12 protein-coding genes are annotated in these 17,193 nt (G+C 62.7%); 7 read left to right on the top strand and 5 right to left on the bottom strand.

Annotated elements, in window-relative coordinates:
• Nucleotides 1-13 precede the first annotated feature (13 nt).
• The 4 genes from RAZWK3B_RS08495 (at nt 14) to RAZWK3B_RS08480 (ending at nt 3,464) form a co-directional block, all read left to right on the top strand.
• Nucleotides 14-1,021 carry a TRAP transporter substrate-binding protein gene (locus RAZWK3B_RS08495; RefSeq protein WP_502685146.1) on the top strand — a complete coding sequence of 336 codons (1,008 nt, stop codon included), beginning with the start codon at nt 14-16 and terminating at the stop codon, nt 1,019-1,021.
• Nucleotides 1,022-1,096: 75 nt separating this feature from the next.
• Nucleotides 1,097-1,714 (top strand): TRAP transporter small permease, encoded by a 618-nt coding sequence (locus RAZWK3B_RS08490; protein WP_007814146.1) that lies wholly within the window; start codon nt 1,097-1,099, stop codon nt 1,712-1,714.
• Between the two features lie 3 nt (nt 1,715-1,717).
• The gene (locus tag RAZWK3B_RS08485; RefSeq protein ID WP_007814144.1) at nt 1,718-3,004 is read left to right on the top strand and encodes a TRAP transporter large permease; all 1,287 of its coding nucleotides are present in this window, start codon (nt 1,718-1,720) and stop codon (nt 3,002-3,004) included.
• Nucleotides 3,005-3,017: 13 nt separating this feature from the next.
• Nucleotides 3,018-3,464, top strand: a complete 447-nt coding sequence (locus RAZWK3B_RS08480) for a universal stress protein (protein ID WP_007814142.1) — start codon at nt 3,018-3,020, stop codon at nt 3,462-3,464.
• Between the two features lie 34 nt (nt 3,465-3,498).
• Here RAZWK3B_RS08480 and RAZWK3B_RS08475 read toward each other — a convergent pair whose 3' ends face one another.
• The 4 genes from RAZWK3B_RS08475 to RAZWK3B_RS08460 all read right to left on the bottom strand — a co-directional run bounded on the left by RAZWK3B_RS08475 (nt 3,499) and on the right by RAZWK3B_RS08460 (nt 11,273).
• Nucleotides 3,499-6,618, bottom strand: a complete 3,120-nt coding sequence (locus RAZWK3B_RS08475) for an efflux RND transporter permease subunit (RefSeq protein ID WP_007814140.1) — start codon at nt 6,616-6,618, stop codon at nt 3,499-3,501.
• Nucleotides 6,619-6,642: 24 nt separating this feature from the next.
• Nucleotides 6,643-7,785, bottom strand: a complete 1,143-nt coding sequence (locus RAZWK3B_RS08470; protein WP_050774218.1) for an efflux RND transporter periplasmic adaptor subunit — start codon at nt 7,783-7,785, stop codon at nt 6,643-6,645.
• Nucleotides 7,786-7,926: 141 nt separating this feature from the next.
• Nucleotides 7,927-9,873, bottom strand: coding sequence for a M1 family metallopeptidase (locus tag RAZWK3B_RS08465; protein ID WP_007814137.1), 1,947 nt, complete (start codon nt 9,871-9,873; stop codon nt 7,927-7,929).
• 593 nt (nt 9,874-10,466) lie between these two features.
• Nucleotides 10,467-11,273, bottom strand: coding sequence for an IclR family transcriptional regulator (locus RAZWK3B_RS08460; protein ID WP_007814135.1), 807 nt, complete (start codon nt 11,271-11,273; stop codon nt 10,467-10,469).
• A gap of 100 nt (nt 11,274-11,373) precedes the next feature.
• Here RAZWK3B_RS08460 and RAZWK3B_RS08455 point away from each other — a divergent pair, with 100 nt between their 5' ends.
• On the top strand, nt 11,374-13,503 hold the full coding sequence (locus RAZWK3B_RS08455) for a malate synthase G (RefSeq protein WP_007814133.1): 2,130 nt from the start codon (nt 11,374-11,376) through the stop codon (nt 13,501-13,503).
• A 13-nt stretch (nt 13,504-13,516) separates the two neighbouring features.
• Nucleotides 13,517-13,942 (top strand): GlcG/HbpS family heme-binding protein, encoded by a 426-nt coding sequence (locus RAZWK3B_RS08450; protein ID WP_007814131.1) that lies wholly within the window; start codon nt 13,517-13,519, stop codon nt 13,940-13,942.
• Nucleotides 13,943-14,396: 454 nt separating this feature from the next.
• Here RAZWK3B_RS08450 and RAZWK3B_RS08445 read toward each other — a convergent pair whose 3' ends face one another.
• A complete protein-coding gene (locus RAZWK3B_RS08445; RefSeq protein WP_007814129.1) occupies nt 14,397-15,032 on the bottom strand; it encodes a TetR family transcriptional regulator in 636 nt (211 codons plus the stop codon).
• Between the two features lie 115 nt (nt 15,033-15,147).
• On the opposite strand from RAZWK3B_RS08445, the gene RAZWK3B_RS08440 reads away from it, so the two are divergent.
• Complete coding sequence (locus RAZWK3B_RS08440) at nt 15,148-17,193, top strand: NADH:flavin oxidoreductase (RefSeq protein ID WP_007814125.1); 2,046 nt, start codon at nt 15,148-15,150, stop codon at nt 17,191-17,193.

The following is a 17,193-nucleotide window of genomic DNA, read 5'->3' as shown; positions in this document are numbered from 1 at the left end:
AATGGCGAACTACATGACGAAAACCGCAGTGGCTGCCACTGCCGCGAGTGTCATGGCCATGACCGCAAGCATGGCCAGCGCCGATACCTGGCGCTACGCATTCGAAGAGGCCATCGACGAAGTGCAGGGTGTTTTCGCCCAGAAATTCAAGGAAGAGATTGAAGCCAATTCCGATCACACCGTGCAGCTTTTCCCCTATGGCACGCTCGGCGAATCCGCCGACACCATGGAGCAGGCGCAGGCCGGCATTCTGCAATTCGTGGATCAAAGCCCGGGCTTCACTGGCTCTCTGATCCCCGAGGCACAGGTGTTCTTCGTGCCTTACCTCTTGCCGCAGGATACCGAGGCACTGGGCGAGTTCTTCCGCACCTCCAAGGCCATCAACGAGATGTTCCCCGAGCTTTATGCCGAACAGGGGCTCGAGCTTCTGGTGATGTTCCCCGAAGGCGAGGTCTGCATGACCACGCAAGAGCCTGTCAGCGGTCCGCCCGATCTCAACGAGGTGAAGTTCCGGGTGATGACCAACCCGCTTCTGGTGGAAAGCTACAAGGCCTTCGGCGCAACACCCACCCCGCTGCCATGGGGCGAGGTCTATGGCGCGCTGCAGACCGGCATCATCCAGGGTCAGGAAAACCCGATGTTCTTCATCGAGTCGACCAAGATGTACGAGGTGACCGAGGTCATCACCTGCGCGGGTCACAACAATTTCACCACCGCCGTGATGGCCAATCAGGATTTCTATGACGGCCTGTCCGAAGACGAGCAGCAGATGATCGACGACGCGATGGATGTCGCCTTCGAGCATATCATCGACTACCAGAAAGGGCTGCACGAAGAGAGCATCGAGAAGATCAAGGCGGCCAAGCCCGAAATGCAGGTCAATGTCCTGACCGAGGAAGAGCGCGCGCCCTTTGTCGAAGCGGCGGCGGATGTCGAAGCGACATTCCTCGAAATGACCGGCGAAAGCGGGGCTGCGATCCTCGAGCAGTTGAAAGCGGATCTCGACGCCGTGACCAACTGAGCATGACGGCCGGCGGCCGCGGTCCTACCGCAGCCGCCGGATATTTTCCAAGGGTCATTTGAGGACATTACGGGGATGAGCGAGTCTCAGACGCAGTCGCAGACGGATACCACCTCTGCAGACGATGCGGCGCTTGGCGAATACCGCTCGACACTGCCGGGGGTGCTTGGCGGCATCGACAACACGATCGCCCGGATCGAGGCGGTGCTTCTGGCGGTGGGCGTCCTGCTGATGGCGGCCAACACGATCGCCAATGTGGTGGGGCGGTTCGTCTTTCAGAACAGCCTGTTCTTTTCCGAGGAACTGAACCGCATCCTGATCATCATGATCACCTTTGCCGGTATCAGCTATGCGGCGCGTCACGGGCGCCATATCCGCATGTCGGCCATCTATGACGCGATGCCGCCGCGACTGCGCAAGCTGATGATGATCGTGATCACGCTGGTCACGGCCGTCTTTATGTTCGGGCTGTGCTGGTATGCCTTCAATTACATCATGACACAGGCCGGGCGCGGGCGCGTGCTTCCCTCGCTTCAGATCCCCGTCTGGATCACGCTGGTCTGGGTTCCGGTCGGCTTTTTCATGACCGGGATGCAGTATCTGCTGACCGCCATCAAGAACATCCTCGAGAAGGATATCTTCCTCTCGACCGCCGTTCTGGAAGGCTATGACGAAGACGAGATGGAGGTCTGACGGATGGCGCTCACGATTTTCTCGATCATGATCGTCCTGCTTCTGCTGGGCTTTCCGATGATGATCCCGCTGATCGTTGGGGCCTTTGTCGGCTTCTACACGCTCTTCGGAGGCTTCAGCCAGCTTGAGACCATGATCCAGCAGATCATGGCGGGCATCCGGCCCGCCTCGTTGATCGCGGTGCCGATGTTCATTTTCGCGGCCGATATCATGACGCGCGGCCAGTCGGCCAACCGGCTGATCGACCTCGTGATGGCCTTCGTCGGTCATCTGAAAGGGGGCCTCGCAGTGTCCACGGCGGCGGCCTGCACGATGTTTGGCGCAGTCTCGGGCTCGACCCAGGCCACGGTGGTGGCCATCGGCTCGCCCTTGCGGCCCCGTATGCAGAAGGCCGGCTATAACGACAGCTTCATCCTGGCGCTGATCGTGAACGCGTCGGATATCGCGTTTCTCATCCCGCCGTCGATCGGGATGATCATCTATGGCGTCGTGTCCAACACCTCGATCGCCGAGCTGTTCATCGCCGGGATCGGGCCGGGGCTTTTGATCCTGTTCCTGTTCTCGGTCTATTCCTGGATCTACGCGGTCCGCAACAAGGTGCCCACCGAGCCGAAATTCAGCTGGCCGGAACGCCTAAGCGCCGGGCGCAAGGCGCTCTGGCCGCTGGGGTTTCCGCTGATTATCATCGGCGGCATCTATGGCGGCATCTTCAGCCCGACCGAGGCGGCGGCGGCCTGCGTGCTCTATGCGCTCATCCTCGAGGTGGTGATCTTCCGCGAACTGGACCTCAAGGGGGTCTATGACACGGCGAAATCCACAGGTCTCATCACGGCGGTGGTGTTCATCCTCGTAGGCGTGGGCGCGGCATTTTCCTGGGTGATCTCGTTTGCACAAATCCCGCAGCAGATCCTTAGCGGGATCGGCATCGACCAGATGGATCAGATCGGCGTGCTCTTCGTGATCTCCATCGCGTTTTTCGTGGGCTGCATGTTCGTCGATCCCATCGTGGTGATCCTCGTGCTGGTGCCGATCTTCGCGCCCGTGGTGGATCAGGTAGGGCTCGATCCGGTTCTGGTGGGCACGATCATCACGCTGCAGGTGGCCATCGGATCGGCCACCCCGCCTTTCGGCTGCGATATCTTCACCGCCATCGCCGTGTTCAAACGCCCCTACATGGAGGTGATCCGCGGCACGCCGCCCTTCATCTTCATTCTGCTGTCGGTCGCGGTGGCGCTGATCTTCTTCCCGCAGATCGCCCTTTTCCTGCGCGATCTGGCCTTCGCGAAGTAGGCAGGAGAGACGGATGTTCAAATCTATCCTTGTCCCGTTCGACGGCTCGCCCAATGCCGAGAAAGCCCTTGAAACCGCGCTGGAGCTGTCGCGCGCCTGCAGTGGCGGTGACATCAAGATCACGATCCTGACAGTCTATCGGCACCATTCGATGCTCGAGGCATCGCTGTCGATGGTGCGCCCCGACGATCCCGGCAATCTCGATGACATCATGCGCGCCCACGCCAAGGAAGTGGCCGAATACGCCAAGACCCTCGCGCATAACGCGGGCCGCACCGATGTGCGGGCTTTCGTGAAATCCGGGCCTGCCTCGCGCACCATCGTGAAATTCGCGCAAGAGCACGGGATGGATCTGATCGTGATCGGGAGCCGTGGGCTGGGCTCGGTCGAAGGGTATCTTCTGGGCAGCGTGTCCCACAAGGTCACGGGTATTTCGACCGTCCCCGTGCTGGTGGTCTGACCGCCGCGCCCCGCCAAGGGCGCGCGGCCCCGGATCACACCTTGTCTTTGCCGCGCTCGTCGCCACCCCGGCGGAACAGCCGGGTGACGATCATGAAGAACAGCGGCACAAAGACCACCCCCAGGATCGTGGCCGACAGCGTCCCCGCAAGCACGCCCGAGCCAATGGCATTGCGCCCGCCCGAGCCTGCGCCGGAACTCAGCACCAGCGGCAGCACGCCAAGCGAAAACGCCATCGAGGTCATGATGATCGGGCGAAAGCGCTGGCGCGCGGCTTCGGCCACGGCGTCGATCACGCGTTCTCCCGCCTCGTATCTGTCGCGCGCGAACTCCACGATCAGAATGGCGTTCTTGCCGGTCAGGCCGATCACGGTCAAAAGCCCCACCTGGAAGAACACGCCGTTTTCGAACCCGCCCAGCCACGCACCGGTGAGTGCGCCCAGAATGCCGATCGGCATGGCCAGCATCACCGCGAAGGGAATGGACCAGCTTTCGTAGAGTGCCGCCAGCGACAGGAACACCGCCGCCAGTGACAGCGCATAAAGCAGCGGCGCCTGATTGCCCGATTGCCGCTCTTCCAGCGACAGCCCGGTCCAGGCCAGACTGTAGCCGGTGCCAAGCTCGCTCACCAACCGCTCCATCTCGGCCATGGCCTCGCCGGTGGTGACACCCGTCGCGGGTGAGCCCTGAATCTGGATCGACGGCACGCTATTGTAGCGATAAAGCCCCTGCGCGCCGTAATCCCATCGCCCTTCGGCGAAATTCGAGAACGGCACCAGCTGCCCGCTGGCATTGCGCACGCGCCACTTGTCGATATCCGTGGGCACGGCGCGGGCATCGGCCTCGCCCTGCACATAGACGCGCTTGATGCGGCCCTGATCGATGAAGTCGTTCACATAGGTCCCGGCCCATGCGATCTGCAGAAGCTGGCCGACATCGGTGGGCGTCAGACCCATCGCACCGGCCTTGCGCCAGTCGATATCCAGATTGAACTGCGCGGCATCCTCCAGCCCGCTGGGGCGGGCCGAGGCGATCAGCGGACTTTGCGCGGCGGCCCCCAGAAGACGGTTGCGCGCGGCGACAAGATCCTCGTGGCTTTGCCCGTCGCGGGCCTGCAGGTAGAAATCGAAGCCCGACACGTTGCCAAGCTCGATCACCGAGGGCGGCACGATGGGAAAGACCTGTGCATCCTGAATCTGGCTGAAGGCGCCAAAGGCCCGTCCCGCCAGCGCCTGCACGCTTTGTTGCGGGGCAGGGCGCTCGTCCCAGTCCTTCAGCTGAACAAAGGCCAGACCCATGTTCTGCCCGCGTCCGGCAAAGCTGAAGCCGACGACCCCGAAGGTCGATTCCACGACCTGGTCCTCTTGCGTGAGGTAATAATCCTCGACCTGCTTGACCACTTCCAGCGTCCGTTCGGCGGTGGCGCCCGTGGGGGTCTGGATCAACGTGAACAGGATGCCCTGATCCTCTTCGGGCAGAAAGCCGGTGGGCGTGCGCATGAACAGACCCACCATCACCGCCGCCAGCACAAGATAGATGATGCCCACCCGGAAGGGTCGGCGCACACTCCAGCGTACGGTGCCGGTATAGCCGTTGGTCAGTCCCGAAAAGCCGCTGTTGAACCAGCCGAACGGCCCGCGTTTTGCCGCGTGCCCTTTGGGTTTGAGCAACGAGGCGCAAAGCGCCGGGGTCAGCGTCAGCGCAACCACCACCGACAGCGCCATGGCCGAGACGATGGTGATGGCGAATTGCTGATAGATCACCCCGGTCGAGCCGGGAAAGAACGCCATCGGCACAAAGACCGCCGACAGAACCATGGCGATCCCGATCAGCGCGCCGGTGATCTGGCCCATGGATTTATGCGTGGCCTCGCGCGGGGGCAGGCCTTCTTCTTCCATGATGCGCTCGACATTCTCGACCACCACGATGGCGTCATCCACAAGCAGGCCGATCGCCAGCACCATCGCCAGCATCGTCAGCGTGTTGATGGTGAAGCCCGCCGCCGCCAGCACCCCGAACGTGCCCAGAAGCACCACAGGCACCGCCAGTGTCGGGATCAGCGTGGCGCGCAGGTTCTGCAGGAACAGGAACATCACCAGAAACACCAGGCCGATCGCCTCGAACAGGGTCTTGACCACTTCCTTGATCGAGATTTCGACAAAGGGCGTGGTGTCATAGGGAATGACGTAATCAACGCCCGTCGGGAAGAACCGGGAGAAATCTTCCATCCGCTCCTTGATCGCGGACGCGGTGTCCAGCGCATTGGCCCCCGGCGCCAGCGTGATCGCCATGCCCGCGGCCGGATCGGCGTTGAACCGGGCGATCGTGGCATAGTTCTCGGCCCCGATCTCGACCCGCGCCACATCATCCAGAAGCACAAGCCCGCCATCGGTTTCGGCGCGCAGCACGATCTGGCGGAAATCCTCGGGCGTGCGCAGCAGCGATTGCGCGGTGATCGTGGCGTTGAGTTGCTGCCCCTCAAGCGTCGGGCGCGCCCCAAAGGCCCCGGCCGAGATCTGCGCGTTCTGTGCCGAAACCGCCGCCACCACATCCGCCGGCGTCAACTCGAATGCCGCGAGTTTCGCCGGATCCAGCCAGATGCGCATGGCATATTGCCCGCCGAACACATTGACCGATCCAACCCCCTGGATCCGGCTCAGCTCATCGACGAGGTTGCTGACCATGTAATCGGCCAGATCCACCTGCTCGAGCGTGCCATCGGTCGAAATCAGAGCGACCACCATCAGGAACCCGGCCGAGGATTTTTCCACCGTCAGCCCCTGACGCTGCACCGTTTCCGGCAACAGCGGCGTGGCTTGGCTCAGTTTGTTCTGAACCTGGACCTGCGCGATATCGGCATCGGTGCCGGTCTCGAACGTGAGCGTCACCTCGGACAGCCCGTCCGCCGTGGAGCTGGAGGAAAAATAGCGCAGCCCGTCAAGCCCGGTCATTTGCTGTTCGATCACCTGCGTGACGGTATTGGCCACGGTATTGGCCGACGCGCCGGGATAAGTCGCGGTGATCGTTACCGAAGGCGGCGCGATCTGCGGATATTGCGCCACCGGAAGCGTGCGGATCGCCAGAATGCCGATGCCCATGATGAGGATCGAAATCACCCAGGCAAAAACGGGCCGGTCGATGAAGAAGCGTGCCATGCGTTACGTCCCTCTCTGCGCCGGTCAGTCAGCCGGGGCTGCGTTCGCGTCACCGCCGCGTTCCTGCGGCGAGACCGTGGCGCCGGGCGCCGTTTTCTGAAACCCTGCCACCATCACGCGGTCGCCGGGCATCAGGCCGTCATCGACCACCCAATCGCTTTGACGATCCTGCAAAATGGACAGCGCGCGCTCCTCGACGACCCCCTCCGCGTTCACCACCCAGGCGGTTGGCCGCCCCCGGCGGTCGCGCACCACGCCCTCTTGCGGCACCAGAAAGACCCCGTTCACCACCTCGACCGGCAGCAGGACCTGCACATACATGCCCGGCAACAGCAACGTATCCGGGTTCGAGAACTGCATGCGCAGCGTCACCACCCCCGTCTGCGGGTCCACTTTCGGCTCGGCGGCCTGAAGGCGGCCCGTGTGCTCGTAGTCCGATCCATCCGCCAGCGTCAGCCGGACGGTGCCATCCGCATCCGCCAGCGCGTCCTCGGTTTCGCCGCGCCGCCACCGCAGCAGGTCAGCGGCGGATTGGGTCACGTCCACATAAACCGGGTCGATCTTGCGGATCACCGCCAATGGTTGCGCCTGACTGGCGGTCACCAATTCCCCCTCGCTGGTCTGCGACAGGCCGATCCGGCCCGACAGGCGGGCGCGGATGGTTGTCCGCGACAGCTCGATTTCGGCAGCGTTCAATTGCGCGCGGGCAAGTTCCAGCGCCGCCAGCGCCGAGTCGCGGGCCGATTGCGCATCATCCAAAGCCTGTTCGCTGGCCACGTTGCGGGCCTGCAATTCCTTCAGCCGCTCCGCCTCGCGTTCCGCCGCGCCAAGCTGCGCCTGTGCCTGCGAGACGCCAGCGCGCGCCTGCTGCACCGCGGCGTCATAGGTCGCGCTGTCGATCCGGTAGAGCGGATCATTTGCATCGACATGCGCGCCTTCCTGAAACAGCCGCTCGGTGATGATCCCGTTGACCTGCGGGCGCACCTCTGCCTGCGCCGATGCCGCAACGCGGCCCGGAAGCGTCGATGTCAGGGTGACGGTCTGAGGCTCCAGCGTGACGACGGTGACAGCGGTGGGCTGCCCGCCTTGCTGTGCCAGCATCATGGACGGAAGCGCCATGAACAGGCAGGCCGCCAAAGCAAAAGGAATACGTGCTGAAACTGTCATCTTTGGCCCTTTCGGATTGCGAACCGTCGTCACGGCGCAGGTGCAATGCATGTCATCTCGTGCAGGCCTTAGACAGGTCTGCCTCACATATAACAATGACCCCTATCGAACACGCAATGTGCGTTCATGCGGGATGTGAATCTACTTTAAGTCGCGTACCATCGGACTGTTCAGAACCGGCCAGTTGCCCGCCGAGACCTGCTGCCCATCCTCGAAAGCGACAAAGCTGCGTTGCCCGAAATAGGCGAGCTTTTCAAGGTTTGCGCCCATATCTTCGGGCGTGTCGCCGGATATGAACAGGAAAACCTGCCCTGATGGCGTGCGTTCTGCCCATCCTCGCGCCGTTCCCGCGCGGCTTTCGGGCGGGCTGGGTGCCGCGATCAGCCGGTCACGCATGGCCGCGACGCTGGCAGTATCCCCGATCACGGCGACCGGGTCTGATGTCATGTCCTCGGGCGCGACACCGGCCTTGTCCTTCGCCAGTCCCGGAATGCGCCCGGCCAGCCGCTTGGCCGGCTCATCAAAGCCTTGCGCTACCGCCATCTCAAGCCGTTGCAGACCGGGATCGAACATCGCATCCGCAAGGATCGGCGCCGTTTCGGCCGTCAAAAGCTGCCGCGCAAGATCGAAATCCGGATCGACGGTGATTTTCGTCGCCTCTCCCGATAGCGGAATGTCCAGACTGGCACTGCCCGAGCGCAGATCGACCATCCGCAGTTGCGCGCCCGTTTTCGTGTCGACCCGCACCGGCACACGCAGCCGGTAATGCGGTGCGGTTTGCTCCAGCGTCAGGCGCAGCATGCCATCGTCCCGAACCGCCGCCCCGGACAACGAGATTTCCGGCAGGCCCGACCGCGTGAGCCACTGATCGAAAAACCACCCAAGGTCACGCCCTGCGGCCTCTTGGAACGCCACCCTCAGATCATCCCATCCGGCAACCTGATGCATTTGCGCGGTGTAGAACCCTTGGATCGCGCTGTCGAATGCGGCAGCGCCGATCTCGTCGCGCAGCATGTGAAACACCAGCGCCGCCTTGCCATAGCCCACCGCCTGCTGCCCGTCATGCGAGGAGGATCGGAACGCTGTCAAAGGGCGGTTTTCATCGGGCGGCAGATCGGCCAGCGCGCGCAGCCAGTCCAGCCGCATCTTGCGCGCCGCATCGCCGCCCTCGGCTTCGGCCAGCGCATGATCGGCCTGAAAGGTGGTCAACCCCTCGGCCCAGTTGCCGCTGGCGTAATCCACCGCCACCGCATTGCCCCACCAGCTGTGCAGCACCTCATGCGCCAGCGACCGGCCGCGCATATAGGGATGCGCAAGGATCGACTGGCTGACATAGGTCAGCCCGGCAAAGCCAAGCCCGACCGGGATGGGCGCGGAGACGACTGAAAACGACGCGTAGGGATACGGTCCGATCCGGCTTTCGAACTGCTCGATATAGCCCGCGCTCGCAGTCAGATAGGCGTCGGACAGGCTCGCATCGGTCGCGGCGAAATAGGTGCGCAGATCGCGACCATCGCGTTGCGTTTCTTGGATGTCGTAGTGGCCTGTGAAAATCCCGATGCCGCTCGCGCGGCCCTCGAAGCTGAACGAGGTCCTATATCGGCCCTCTTCTGTCCTCGCGGCGATCCTCGATCCGGTGGCGACAGCGGTCTGCGCCGCGGGCGTGTCGATCGTGATTGCGAAAACATGCAGCGCGCGCTCATCCGTCGGCAGCCAGTCCGACCCTATAAGATAGCTGCCCTCCGGGCTGAACGCGACGGCGCGCGGCGCCCGCTCAAGCGGCGGAAGCCGACCCTCGAGCGTGACATCAACCGGTTTTCCCGCATGCCGCTCGGCTGATATCTCCCCGGTATCGGGCTCATGCGTGGTTTCGCCGGCCAGCGCCATCTCTGTCACCCGCAGCCAGTCTTCCCGAGGCAGGAGGATCGCTCCCTGCGGCGCCATGATCCGCGTCATGATCCTGACATCGCCATCGTCGCCCGTCATGGTCACGTTGATCTCTTGTGTGACCGGTTCATTGGCAAAAACCGTTGAGACAGGGGCCTGCCAAAGACAGATTGCCACGATGAAGACGACAAACCGGATCAAATTACGCGCCTTTCCCTTGACTGCACAACAGCCTCCCAAGACATAGACTGACCCGGCACATCGTCCATCCGTCGCCGCGTCTTTCAGGGCACCTTGCCACCAGCGACCCGTCTCACGGCCTCTTGTCCGCCTCGTCTTGCGAATCGTGAATAAGGCGCAAATGTGTCGCCGGGCACCCCGGATTATGTGCGCTTCGCCTATAAAAAAGTCGTTTTTCCCCTTCTGTTTCCATATCGGCAACAGTGATGCGGTTAAGTCACGGTAAATGTGGCTAAAAAAGAGCATTATATTGACAGAATAGCTGCACTCATGCACATATTGAGACACATGAGGCCAGTGATCTTTGGCGACAGCACGTCGGCAGACGCCTTCGACAAGGATCTGGTCTCAACGAGATAACGCGTGGAACAGGCCGGTTCGGCCCGCGCATAGGCTTACGAGTGGCCGCGTTTTAGCGGTAGGGTGTGTCGTTTGAAGACTTACCGTTTCAGGCAGCTATTTAATCTAAGGCCGGTCGTCCTCTGGGCGGCCGGCTGATCCTTTTGGGCCACCTCTGACACGCCTCTCGCGTGGCCCCGGCTTACCCGCCCCGATTACCCTGCATCCGCACGCGCCTGGTGGCTCTCTGGCGGCACACCCCCCAGATTTTCGGTCAGCTCTGCCGCCGCCCGGGCCACGATCTGGCCGATCCTGTCCAATTTGTCGTCCTGCAATCGCGCCGCAAGCCCCGACACCGATATCGCACAGGCCGCCTCTCCCTGCGGAGACCACACAACCGCAGCCAAACAGCGCAGCCCGGTGACATGTTCCTCATCATCCAGCGCATAGCCACGCCGCCTGATATCCGCGATATCCTGCAACGCGGTCTTCAGGTTACGATGCGACCGGGCGGTCAAAGGGTGAAACCCGGTGCGCGCGACAAAGGCCTTGATATCCTCGTCCGTCCATGTGGCAAGAATGGCCTTGCCCATCCCCGAACAGAACACCGGCACGCGGCCGCCGGGCGGTGATATCGCGCGCATGATCTCGCGGCTTTCCACCTGACTGACCGTCACCAGCTCGTCATTATCCAGCAATCCAAGATTGGCCGTCTCACGAGTCGCATCCCGCAGCCGGCGCAAATACGGCAGGGCAGGGGCCACGAAATTGTGCCGACGCCCAAAGGCAGCACCCGCGGCAAAGGCTTCGCGCCCCACATGCCACAAGGCGTTTTCCGGCTCGAACTGGGCAAACCCCTGCAATTCCAACGTCGTAAGCAGCCGGTGGGCCGTCGATACGGCCAAACCGGCTTCGCGCGCCGCGTCGCTCACCCGCAGGCCCTCGTCATGCCGACTGAGGATGCGAAGCAGGTTCAGCGCGCGCACAACCGATTGCACGCCTTGGCTTTTCTGAGTGTCCATTTGGTATACCTTTCCATACAATGGAAAATATTTTTCTGTTTCTTACAAGTTTACGGGCTGTGCGCTAGCCCCTTCCCGAACATTAATCCGGAGGATCGACATGACCGATTACGTAGACCGCAATGGCCTGTCCGTGGCAGCCCCGCTGGCCCGGCTGATCGAAGATGACATCCTGCTCGGCATCACGCCCGATGCGTTCTGGTCCGGCTATGCCGCGATGCTGCGTGATCTGGCGCCCGTCAATGCTGATCTGCTCGCCAAGCGCGAGGCGCTCCAGCGTCAGATCGACGAGTGGCACAAGGCCCGTCGGGGCCAACCGTTCGACGGCGAGGCCTATCGCGACTTCCTGTCCGAGATCGGCTATCTGGAAGCCGAACCCGCGCCTTTTGCCGTCAGCACGCGCAATGTCGATCCCGAAATCGCGAGCATCGCAGGGCCGCAACTGGTGGTGCCCGTGATGAACGCGCGCTTCGCGCTCAATGCCGCGAATGCGCGTTGGGGATCGCTCTATGATGCGCTCTACGGCACCGACGCGATCGAAGGTGCGCCCGAAGGACAGGGCTATGATCCGCGCCGTGGCGCCAAGGTGATCGGCTGGGCGCGTGCGCATCTCGATGAGGTCGTGCCGCTGGCGCAAGGCTCATGGGCCAATGTCGCGGCTCTGGACGTGGCGAATGGCGCGCTCGGCATCACCGTTGGCGGAGAGAAAACGACCCTCGCCGATCCGGCGCAGTTCGCAGGCTACACCGAGGGTGGCAACGTCTTCCTTCGCGCCAATGGACTGCTGATCGAGGTGGTGATCGACCGCTCGTCGGCCATCGGCAAAGATGACCCCGCGGGCATATCCGACATCCGGCTCGAAAGCGCGCTTACGGCCATTCAGGATTGCGAGGATTCCGTCGCCGCCGTGGACGCCGAGGACAAATGCGTGGTGTACGCCAATTGGCTGGGCCTGATGCGGGGTGACCTCGAAGAACGCTTCGACAAGAGCGGCAAGACCGTGATCCGCCGCCTGAACCCCGATGTCACCTATCTTGATCCGCAGGGCAACAGCGTCACCCATCCGGGCCGCGCGCTGCTTCTGGTGCGCAATGTGGGCCACCTGATGACCACCGACGCCGTTCTGATGGACGGTGCCGAGACGCCCGAGGGCATGCTCGACGCCGCCGTGACCGTCGCCGCCGCGATGCACGATCTGGCCAACACCGGGCCGCGCAACTCGCGCGCCGGCTCGATCTATGTGGTCAAGCCCAAGATGCATGGCCCCGAAGAGGTGGCCTTCACCGATACGCTCTATGCCCGTGTCGAGGATCTGCTGGGCTTGCCGCGCCATACCGTGAAGCTGGGCGTGATGGACGAAGAGCGCCGCACATCGGCCAACCTTCTGGCCTGCATCAAGGCCGTGAAGGACCGGTGCGTGTTCATCAATACCGGCTTCCTCGACCGCACCGGCGACGAGATCCACACCTCGATGCAGGCCGGTCCCGTCGTCCCCAAGGGCGAGATGCAAAAAGAGCTCTGGCTGGCCGCTTACGAGGCGGGCAATGTCGATGCGGGTCTGGCCGCGGGCATGTCCGGCAAGGGCCAGATCGGCAAGGGCATGTGGGCGAAACCCGATGCCATGGCCGAAATGCTCGGGGTCAAGATCGGCCATCCCAAGGCGGGCGCCAATACCGCATGGGTGCCGTCACCCACCGCCGCGACCCTGCACGCGACCCATTATCACAAGGTCGATGTGGCCGCACTGCAGGAGGAATTGAAGACCCGGCAGAAGGCATCGCGCACGGATCTTCTGACCCCGCCGCTGATGATCGGGCGCAACCTGTCGACCGAGGATATTCAGCGCGAGCTGGACAATTCCTGTCAGTCGATCCTGGGCTATGTGGTGCGTTGGGTCGATCAGGGGGTCGGCTGCTCGAAAGTGCCGGATATAAACGATGTGGCCCTGATGGAGGATCGCGCGACCTTGCGGATTTCCTCGCAGTATCTGGCCAACTGGCTGCTGCATGGCATCTGCACCCCCGAAGAGGTCGAGGCGTCTCTGCGGCGCATGGCGCCCAAGGTCGATGCGCAGAATGCCCATGATCCGGCTTACACGGCGATGGCGCCGGACTTCGATGGTGTGGCGTTCCGCGCGGCGCATGACCTGATCTTCAAGGGTGCGGAACAGCCTTCGGGCTATACCGAACCGCTTCTTCACGCCGCGCGCCGCGCGGCCAAGGCCGCCTGAGGGGGAACGATCCATGATGACAGTCAAACGGCTCGATCTCGCGGATGCGGGCATCCTTCTGGCGGGCGCGCGCGCCAAGGCCTCGGACATCGGGGTTCCGATGTGCATCGCCATCACGGATGAGGGCGGCAATCTTGTCGCCTTTGAGCGGATGGATGGCGGCAAGGTCACCTCGATCACCATCGCCATCGACAAAAGCTTCACCGCCTCGGGGGCCAAGAAGGCCACGCATGAGTACGGCACGGCCAGCCAACCCGGCGCACCGGCTTACGGCATCGCCTCGGCGATCAGCGGGCGGCTCATGGTGGTGGGCGGTGGCCTGCCCGTGATTGTGGACGGAGACGTCGTGGGCGGGATCGGCGTCAGTTCCGGCACACCCGCTCAGGATATCGAAGTGGCCGAAGCCGGCATCGCCGCATTCCTTGCCGCGCAGGCCTGACGCCGCAGCCTCTGTCTGGCCCACTCTCGAACAAGCCGCGGGCGCAGAAATCCTCTGCGCCCGTTTTGTTTTCGGGTTCGTACGAAAGTGCCACCTCTTTGGTACGAACCGTACCGTTTTTCCAATGGCTCGAAACCGATCAGCGATCGGTCGACACCTGCAAAATCCGGCCATGGACAAGACGCTCCGCCGTGTCCACCTCGAGCCGCAAAACCCGTCCGAGCAATCCGCGCCCGAACGCTCCCGGAGAGCACCTCTTCGGCACGGATCACAGCTTGCGCCCCGACCGAACGGCCTTTTGGTATCGTGCGCTCAACGGCGATCAGCCCTTCAGGACATGATGCAGGGCAGGGCGGGATCGAGTCTTCGCAACGGGTCAAAATGCTTTTAAATTAAATACTTGGCGCCTATGGCGCACCCGCTCCGGACCCTCGCGCCGACGAGGCGGATCTGCTCATCTGGCCTCGTGGCGGGCACGGAAGCGGGCGATGTCGCGTTCGGTCGGCGCTTGCCCCGTGAATGTCATGACGTAGTCCGGCACGCGCGCGAGGCGGTCTTCCATGGCCTCGCGCACCTGCATCGAGATATAGCCGATCTGCGTCAGGTACACGGTGCGCGCCCGAACATCGGCCTCCCCCTCGGCGTATCCGAACCGGGTGAACATGCCTCGGATGGCATTCAGGCGGGTGGCATCGGCCGCGCGCACCCGCGCAGCGACCTCTTCGGACTGATGGGCCCAACCGCGCACGGCAAGGTCCAGCCGCGTCTCGAACGGGCCTCCGTCCAGAAACACGCTGATCAGGTTCAGCACAGCTTCGGCGATCGTTTCTGCATAGGCCTGCGTCGCGCGCTCGAGGCTTCCGGTATTGGTCTCCTCCCAATCCGCCAAAAGCGCATCCAGAAGTGCCGCGCGATCCGGAAAGAACCAATAGAAACTGGTGCGCGACAGATTGAGGCCCGTGGCCAGCGGTTGGATCTTCACCGCATCGAGCCCCGAGGACAAGAACGCCTCGCGCGCGGCGTCAAGCCAGACCTCTCGCGAGCCGCGCCAACCCCCTGTCTTTTCGGTTTTTTCCGTCTTTGTCTCCATGTCGCGAGCTTACAGGCTCCCCTCCCATACGGCAAGAAAATCGTCGCGAATGAACAATAAATTGACAGTAATGAACATTTCTGGAATCGTCCCTGCAGCCATCCGGAGCCATGCCATGTCCAACGACCCCCTGTTGCAGCCCTATCAGCTCAAGCATCTGACACTGCGCAACCGCATCATGACCACCAGCCACGAACCGGCCTATCCCGAGGATGGGATGCCCAAGGACCGCTATGCCGCCTATCACGCGGAACGCGCCAAGGCAGGTGTCGCATTGGCGATGACGGCAGGTTCCGCTGCGGTGTCGAAGGACAGCCCGCCCGTGTTCAACAATATCCTCGCCTATCGCGACGAGGTGGTGCCATGGATCAAAAAGTTGACCGATGCCTGCCACGATCACGGCTGCGCGGTGATGATCCAGCTGACCCATCTTGGTCGTCGCACGACCTGGAACCAGGGGGACTGGTTGCCGTCGGTGTCGTCGTCCAGACACCGCGAACCGGCGCACCGGGCTTTTCCCAAGCTGGCCGAGGATTGGGATATCGAGCGCATCATCACCGATTTCGCCGATGCCACTGAGCGCATGAAGGCAGGGGGCATGGACGGGATCGAATTGCAGGTCTATGGCCACCTGCTCGATCAATTCTGGTCGCCCCTGACCAATGATCTCGACGGCCCCTATGGCGGCGCGTCGCTGAACAGCCGGATGCAACTGCTGATGGATGTGCTTCATGGCATTCGCAAACGCGTGGGCGACGACTTCATCGTGGGGCTGCGCTATACCGCAGACGAGGCCGAGGCAGGCGGGATCACCGCCGAGGAAGGCCTCGAGATATCGAAGCGGCTGGCGGCCACCGGCATGGTCGATTTCCTGAATGTCGTACGTGGGCGGATCCATACCGATCCGGCCATGACCGACGTGATCCCGATCCAGGGCATGAAAAGCGCCCCGCATCTGGATTTCGCGGGCGAGGTCAAGAAGGCCACCGGCATGCCCACCTTCCACGCAGCCAAGATCCCCGACGTCGCGACCGCCCGGCATGCCGTGGCGGCGGGGCTTCTGGACATGGTGGGCATGACCCGCGCGCATATGGCCGACCCGCATATCGTCAGGAAGATCATGGAGGGGCGTGAGGATGATATCCGCCCCTGTGTTGGCGCGACGTACTGCCTTGACCGCATTTATCAGGCGGGTGAGGCGCTGTGCATCCACAACGCCGCGACGGGCCGCGAACTGACCATGCCGCACGAGATCACGCCGGCCGAGACCCGCAAGAAGGTGGTGATCGTCGGTGCCGGGCCTGCCGGGCTCGAGGCAGCTCGCGTCGCCGCAGAAAGGGGCCATGATGTGACGGTCTTCGAGGCCCAGCCGGATCCGGGTGGACAGATACGCCTGACCGCGCAGAACCCTCGCCGCCGCGAGATGATCTCGATCATCGAATGGCGTATGGCGCAATGCGCGGCGCGCGATGTCGAATTCCGTTTCAACGCTTGGGCCGAGGCCGCGGATGTGACGGGCCTCAATCCGGATGTGGTCATCGTCGCCACCGGCGGCTTGCCGAATACCCAGCTTTTCGAAAACCGCAACGAGCAGGACCTCGTCGTTACGGCCTGGGACATCATCGCAGGCGACGTCAAACCCGGCCAGAACATATTGATCTACGACGAAAGCGGCGATCACCCCGGCGTCATGGCCGCCGAGATTGCCGCGAACGCGGGCAGCACCGTCGAGATCATGACCCCCGACCGCACTTTTGCGCCCGATATCATGGGGATGAACCTCGTTCCTTACATGCGTGCGCTGCAGGATAAGGATGTGACTTTCACCGTCACCCGCCGCCTCAAGGACGTGGTACGCGACGGCAATCGGCTCAAGGCGGTGATCGGGACGGATTACAGCGACCTGAAGACGGAAAAGGCCTATGATCAGGTGGTTGTGAACTATGGCACCTTGCCGATGGATGATCTCTATTTCGAGCTCAAACCGCTGTCATCGAACGGAGGTGCCGTGGATTATGACGCCTTGATCGATGGCCAGCCGCAGGATGTGACGCGCAATCCAGAGGGGGCTTTTGCCCTCTATCGCATCGGTGACGCCGTCAGCGCGCGCAACACCCATGCCGCGATCTACGATGCTTTGAGGTTGATGAAGGACATCTGA

The sequence above is a fragment of the Roseobacter sp. AzwK-3b genome (assembly GCF_000170875.1).
Lineage (GTDB): Bacteria > Pseudomonadota > Alphaproteobacteria > Rhodobacterales > Rhodobacteraceae > Roseovarius > Roseovarius litoreus.
This window is presented reverse-complemented; position numbering and strand designations above follow the sequence as displayed.